This is a genomic window from Actinoplanes sp. NPDC023714, assembly GCF_040639855.1.
Classification (GTDB): Bacteria; Actinomycetota; Actinomycetes; order Mycobacteriales; family Micromonosporaceae; genus Actinoplanes.
Genome location: NZ_JBFAAR010000020.1, coordinates 1 through 5582 on the forward strand (window position 1 = coordinate 1; position 5582 = coordinate 5582).

Annotated in this window: 4 tRNA genes and 3 rRNA genes; all 7 read left to right on the forward strand. The window is 52.8% G+C overall.

Annotated elements, in window-relative coordinates:
- Window positions 1-71: 71 nt before the first annotated feature.
- The 7 genes from AB0G10_RS42180 (at window position 72) to AB0G10_RS42210 (ending at window position 5496) form a co-directional block, all read left to right on the forward strand.
- Window positions 72-1603 (forward strand): 16S ribosomal RNA (locus tag AB0G10_RS42180).
- A gap of 74 nt (window positions 1604-1677) precedes the next feature.
- A tRNA-Ile gene (locus tag AB0G10_RS42185) sits at window positions 1678-1754 on the forward strand.
- A 38-nt stretch (window positions 1755-1792) separates the two neighbouring features.
- Window positions 1793-1868: transfer RNA gene (locus tag AB0G10_RS42190), tRNA-Ala, on the forward strand.
- Between the two features lie 207 nt (window positions 1869-2075).
- Window positions 2076-4983, forward strand: a 23S ribosomal RNA gene (locus AB0G10_RS42195).
- A gap of 99 nt (window positions 4984-5082) precedes the next feature.
- Window positions 5083-5198: ribosomal RNA gene (gene rrf / locus AB0G10_RS42200) — 5S ribosomal RNA — on the forward strand.
- The 16S, 23S and 5S rRNA genes sit together here with 4 tRNA genes alongside, the layout of an rRNA operon.
- 94 nt (window positions 5199-5292) lie before the next feature.
- Window positions 5293-5369 (forward strand) — tRNA-Asp (locus AB0G10_RS42205).
- Between the two features lie 51 nt (window positions 5370-5420).
- Window positions 5421-5496: transfer RNA gene (locus AB0G10_RS42210), tRNA-Trp, on the forward strand.
- The last annotated feature ends 86 nt before the right edge of the window (window positions 5497-5582 follow it).

Sequence of the window (5582 nt, forward strand, 5' to 3'; positions counted from 1 at the left end):
GCATGCTTTGACCGCAGCACCTTCTAAGGAGATTCACATGACCACCATCGCCGTCACCGGTGCCACCGGCCACCTCGGCCGCCTCGTCGTCGAGGGCTGGCGGCAGGCTTAACACATGCAAGTCGAGCGGTAGCACAGGGGAGCTTGCTCCCTGGGTGACGAGCGGCGGACGGGTGAGTAATGTCTGGGAAACTGCCTGATGGAGGGGGATAACTACTGGAAACGGTAGCTAATACCGCATAACGTCGCAAGACCAAAGAGGGGGACCTTCGGGCCTCTTGCCATCAGATGTGCCCAGATGGGATTAGCTAGTAGGTGGGGTAATGGCTCACCTAGGCGACGATCCCTAGCTGGTCTGAGAGGATGACCAGCCACACTGGAACTGAGACACGGTCCAGACTCCTACGGGAGGCAGCAGTGGGGAATATTGCACAATGGGCGCAAGCCTGATGCAGCCATGCCGCGTGTGTGAAGAAGGCCTTCGGGTTGTAAAGCACTTTCAGCGAGGAGGAAGGTGGTGAGCTTAATACGCTCATCAATTGACGTTACTCGCAGAAGAAGCACCGGCTAACTCCGTGCCAGCAGCCGCGGTAATACGGAGGGTGCAAGCGTTAATCGGAATTACTGGGCGTAAAGCGCACGCAGGCGGTTTGTTAAGTCAGATGTGAAATCCCCGGGCTCAACCTGGGAACTGCATTTGAAACTGGCAAGCTAGAGTCTCGTAGAGGGGGGTAGAATTCCAGGTGTAGCGGTGAAATGCGTAGAGATCTGGAGGAATACCGGTGGCGAAGGCGGCCCCCTGGACGAAGACTGACGCTCAGGTGCGAAAGCGTGGGGAGCAAACAGGATTAGATACCCTGGTAGTCCACGCTGTAAACGATGTCGATTTGGAGGTTGTGCCCTTGAGGCGTGGCTTCCGGAGCTAACGCGTTAAATCGACCGCCTGGGGAGTACGGCCGCAAGGTTAAAACTCAAATGAATTGACGGGGGCCCGCACAAGCGGTGGAGCATGTGGTTTAATTCGATGCAACGCGAAGAACCTTACCTACTCTTGACATCCAGAGAACTTAGCAGAGATGCTTTGGTGCCTTCGGGAACTCTGAGACAGGTGCTGCATGGCTGTCGTCAGCTCGTGTTGTGAAATGTTGGGTTAAGTCCCGCAACGAGCGCAACCCTTATCCTTTGTTGCCAGCGGTTCGGCCGGGAACTCAAAGGAGACTGCCAGTGATAAACTGGAGGAAGGTGGGGATGACGTCAAGTCATCATGGCCCTTACGAGTAGGGCTACACACGTGCTACAATGGCATATACAAAGAGAAGCGACCTCGCGAGAGCAAGCGGACCTCATAAAGTATGTCGTAGTCCGGATTGGAGTCTGCAACTCGACTCCATGAAGTCGGAATCGCTAGTAATCGTAGATCAGAATGCTACGGTGAATACGTTCCCGGGCCTTGTACACACCGCCCGTCACACCATGGGAGTGGGTTGCAAAAGAAGTAGGTAGCTTAACCTTCGGGAGGGCGCTTACCACTTTGTGATTCATGACTGGGGTGAAGTCGTAACAAGGTAACCGTAGGGGAACCTGCGGTTGGATCACCTCCTTACCTAAAGATATTGATTCGAGTGGCGTGCTCACACAGATTGTCTGATAGAAAGTAACGAGCAGAAATACCTTTATAGGCTTGTAGCTCAGGTGGTTAGAGCGCACCCCTGATAAGGGTGAGGTCGGTGGTTCAAGTCCACTCAGGCCTACCACTTCTTCGAAGTGGAAAAGGTACTGCACGTGACTGTATGGGGCTATAGCTCAGCTGGGAGAGCGCCTGCCTTGCACGCAGGAGGTCAGCGGTTCGATCCCGCTTAGCTCCACCATATAGTCCGGTATTTCAATACTTCAGAGTATATTGGCGACAGTATGCTGCGAAGTATTTTGCTCTTTAACAATCTGGAACAAGCTGAAAATTGAAACATGACGGCTGAAATTTATCCCTCCGTAGATGTACTGGGATGAAGAGTAACCTGTCATAGAGTCTCTCAAATGTTTGCAGCACGAACGATGGAAACATCTTCGGGTTGTGAGGTTAAGTGACTAAGCGTATACGGTGGATGCCTAGGCAGTCAGAGGCGATGAAGGGCGTGCTAATCTGCGAAAAGCGTCGGTAAGGTGATATGAACCGTTATAACCGGCGATACCCGAATGGGGAAACCCAGTGTGTTTCGACACACTATCATGTCATGAATACATAGTGGCATGAGGCGAACCGGGGGAACTGAAACATCTAAGTACCCCGAGGAAAAGAAATCAACCGAGATTCCCCCAGTAGCGGCGAGCGAACGGGGAGGAGCCCAGAACCTGAATCGGCTTGTGTGTTAGTGGAAGCGTCTGGAAAGTCGCGCAGCAAAGGGTGATAGCCCCGTACACTAAAATGCACAGGTCGTGAGTTCGATGAGTAGGGCGGGACACGTGACATCCTGTCTGAATATGGGGGGACCATCCTCCAAGGCTAAATACTCCTGACTGACCGATAGTGAACCAGTACCGTGAGGGAAAGGCGAAAAGAACCCCGGCGAGGGGAGTGAAATAGAACCTGAAACCGTGTACGTACAAGCAGTGGGAGCACCTTCGTGGTGTGACTGCGTACCTTTTGTATAATGGGTCAGCGACTTATATTTTGTAGCAAGGTTAACCGTATAGGGGAGCCGTAGGGAAACCGAGTCTTAACTGGGCGATTAGTTGCAAGGTATAGACCCGAAACCCGGTGATCTAGCCATGGGCAGGTTGAAGGTTGGGTAACACTAACTGGAGGACCGAACCGACTAATGTTGAAAAATTAGCGGATGACTTGTGGCTGGGGGTGAAAGGCCAATCAAACCGGGAGATAGCTGGTTCTCCCCGAAAGCTATTTAGGTAGCGCCTCGTGAACTCATCTTCGGGGGTAGAGCACTGTTTCGGCTAGGGGGCCATCCCGGCTTACCAAACCGATGCAAACTCCGAATACCGAAGAATGTTATCACGGGAGACACACGGCGGGTGCTAACGTCCGTCGTGAAGAGGGAAACAACCCAGACCGCCAGCTAAGGTCCCAAAGTCATGGTTAAGTGGGAAACGATGTGGGAAGGCATAGACAGCCAGGATGTTGGCTTAGAAGCAGCCATCATTTAAAGAAAGCGTAATAGCTCACTGGTCGAGTCGGCCTGCGCGGAAGATGTAACGGGGCTAAACCATGCACCGAAGCTGCGGCAGCGACGCTTAGGCGTTGTTGGGTAGGGGAGCGTTCTGTAAGCCGTTGAAGGTGGCCTGTGAGGGTTGCTGGAGGTATCAGAAGTGCGAATGCTGACATAAGTAACGATAAAGCGGGTGAAAAGCCCGCTCGCCGGAAGACCAAGGGTTCCTGTCCAACGTTAATCGGGGCAGGGTGAGTCGACCCCTAAGGCGAGGCTGAAAAGCGTAGTCGATGGGAAACAGGTTAATATTCCTGTACTTGGTGTTACTGCGAAGGGGGGACGGAGAAGGCTAGGCTAGCCGGGCGACGGTTGTCCCGGTTTAAGCGTGTAGGGGGTGTGACCTGGTAAATCCGGTTGCATACTAACCCTGAGGCGTGATGACGATGCACTACGGTGCAGAAGTAGTTGATGCCCTGCTTCCAGGAAAATCCTCTAAGCATCAGGTAACATTAAATCGTACCCCAAACCGACACAGGTGGTCAGGTAGAGAATACCAAGGCGCTTGAGAGAACTCGGGTGAAGGAACTAGGCAAAATGGTGCCGTAACTTCGGGAGAAGGCACGCTGGCATGTAGGTGAAGTCCCTTGCGGATGGAGCTGAAGCCAGTCGAAGATACCAGCTGGCTGCAACTGTTTAATAAAAACACAGCACTGTGCAAACACGAAAGTGGACGTATACGGTGTGACGCCTGCCCGGTGCTGGAAGGTTAATTGATGGGGTCAGCCGCAAGGCGAAGCTCTTGATCGAAGCCCCAGTAAACGGCGGCCGTAACTATAACGGTCCTAAGGTAGCGAAATTCCTTGTCGGGTAAGTTCCGACCTGCACGAATGGCGTAATGATGGCCAGGCTGTCTCCACCCGAGACTCAGTGAAATTGAACTCGCTGTGAAGATGCAGTGTACCCGCGGCAAGACGGAAAGACCCCGTGAACCTTTACTATAGCTTGACACTGAACATTGAGCCTTGATGTGTAGGATAGGTGGGAGGCTTTGAAGCGTGGACGCCAGTCTGCGTGGAGCCATCCTTGAAATACCACCCTTTAATGTTTGATGTTCTAACTCGGCCCCATAATCTGGGGTGAGGACAGTGTCTGGTGGGTAGTTTGACTGGGGCGGTCTCCTCCCAAAGAGTAACGGAGGAGCACGAAGGTTAGCTAATCACGGTCGGACATCGTGAGGTTAGTGCAAAGGCATAAGCTAGCTTGACTGCGAGAGTGACGGCTCGAGCAGGTACGAAAGTAGGTCTTAGTGATCCGGTGGTTCTGAATGGAAGGGCCATCGCTCAACGGATAAAAGGTACTCCGGGGATAACAGGCTGATACCGCCCAAGAGTTCATATCGACGGCGGTGTTTGGCACCTCGATGTCGGCTCATCACATCCTGGGGCTGAAGTAGGTCCCAAGGGTATGGCTGTTCGCCATTTAAAGTGGTACGCGAGCTGGGTTTAGAACGTCGTGAGACAGTTCGGTCCCTATCTGCCGTGGGCGTTGGAAGATTGAGAGGGGCTGCTCCTAGTACGAGAGGACCGGAGTGGACGAACCTCTGGTGTTCCGGTTGTCACGCCAGTGGCATTGCCGGGTAGCTATGTTCGGAAGCGATAAGCGCTGAAAGCATCTAAGCGCGAAACTTGCCTCAAGATGAGTCTTCCCTGGGCCTTTAAGGTCCCTGAAGGAACGTTTAAGACTAAGACGTTGATAGGCTGGGTGTGTAAGTGCAGCGATGCATTGAGCTAACCAGTACTAATGATCCGTGAGGCTTAACCTTACAACACCGAAGGTGTTTTTAGAGAGATTTTCAGCGAAGTTCCGAGATTGGTTCTGATGGCTTCATGGAAGTGAGGCGGTTGGAATGAAACAGAATTTGCCTGGCGGCAATAGCGCGGTGGTCCCACCTGACCCCATGCCGAACTCAGAAGTGAAACGCCGTAGCGCCGATGGTAGTGTGGGGTCTCCCCATGCGAGAGTAGGACACTGCCAGGCATCAAATAAACGTTATCAGTGTGACGACTGGTAATGCGCAAATCGCAAAGCGCGAATTTGCCGGCATCGAGAGATGCAACGTAAAAGAATCGGTGGAGCGGTAGTTCAGTTGGTTAGAATACCTGCCTGTCACGCAGGGGGTCGCGGGTTCGAGCCCCGTCCGTTCCGCCACTTATTTAATTATGCCTGCTTTATTAGCAGGCATAATGTTAAGCGAGATTTAGGGGCGTAGCTCAGTTGGTAGAGCACCGGTCTCCAAAACCGGGTGTCGCGAGTTCGAGTCTCTCCGCCCCTGCCATATTAAGAACCCTTTGCGAAAGCAAAGGGTTTTTTTTTTACCTATTATCCCTTCCCTTAGTGCATTCCCGCTTTGGAAAAGAGCGC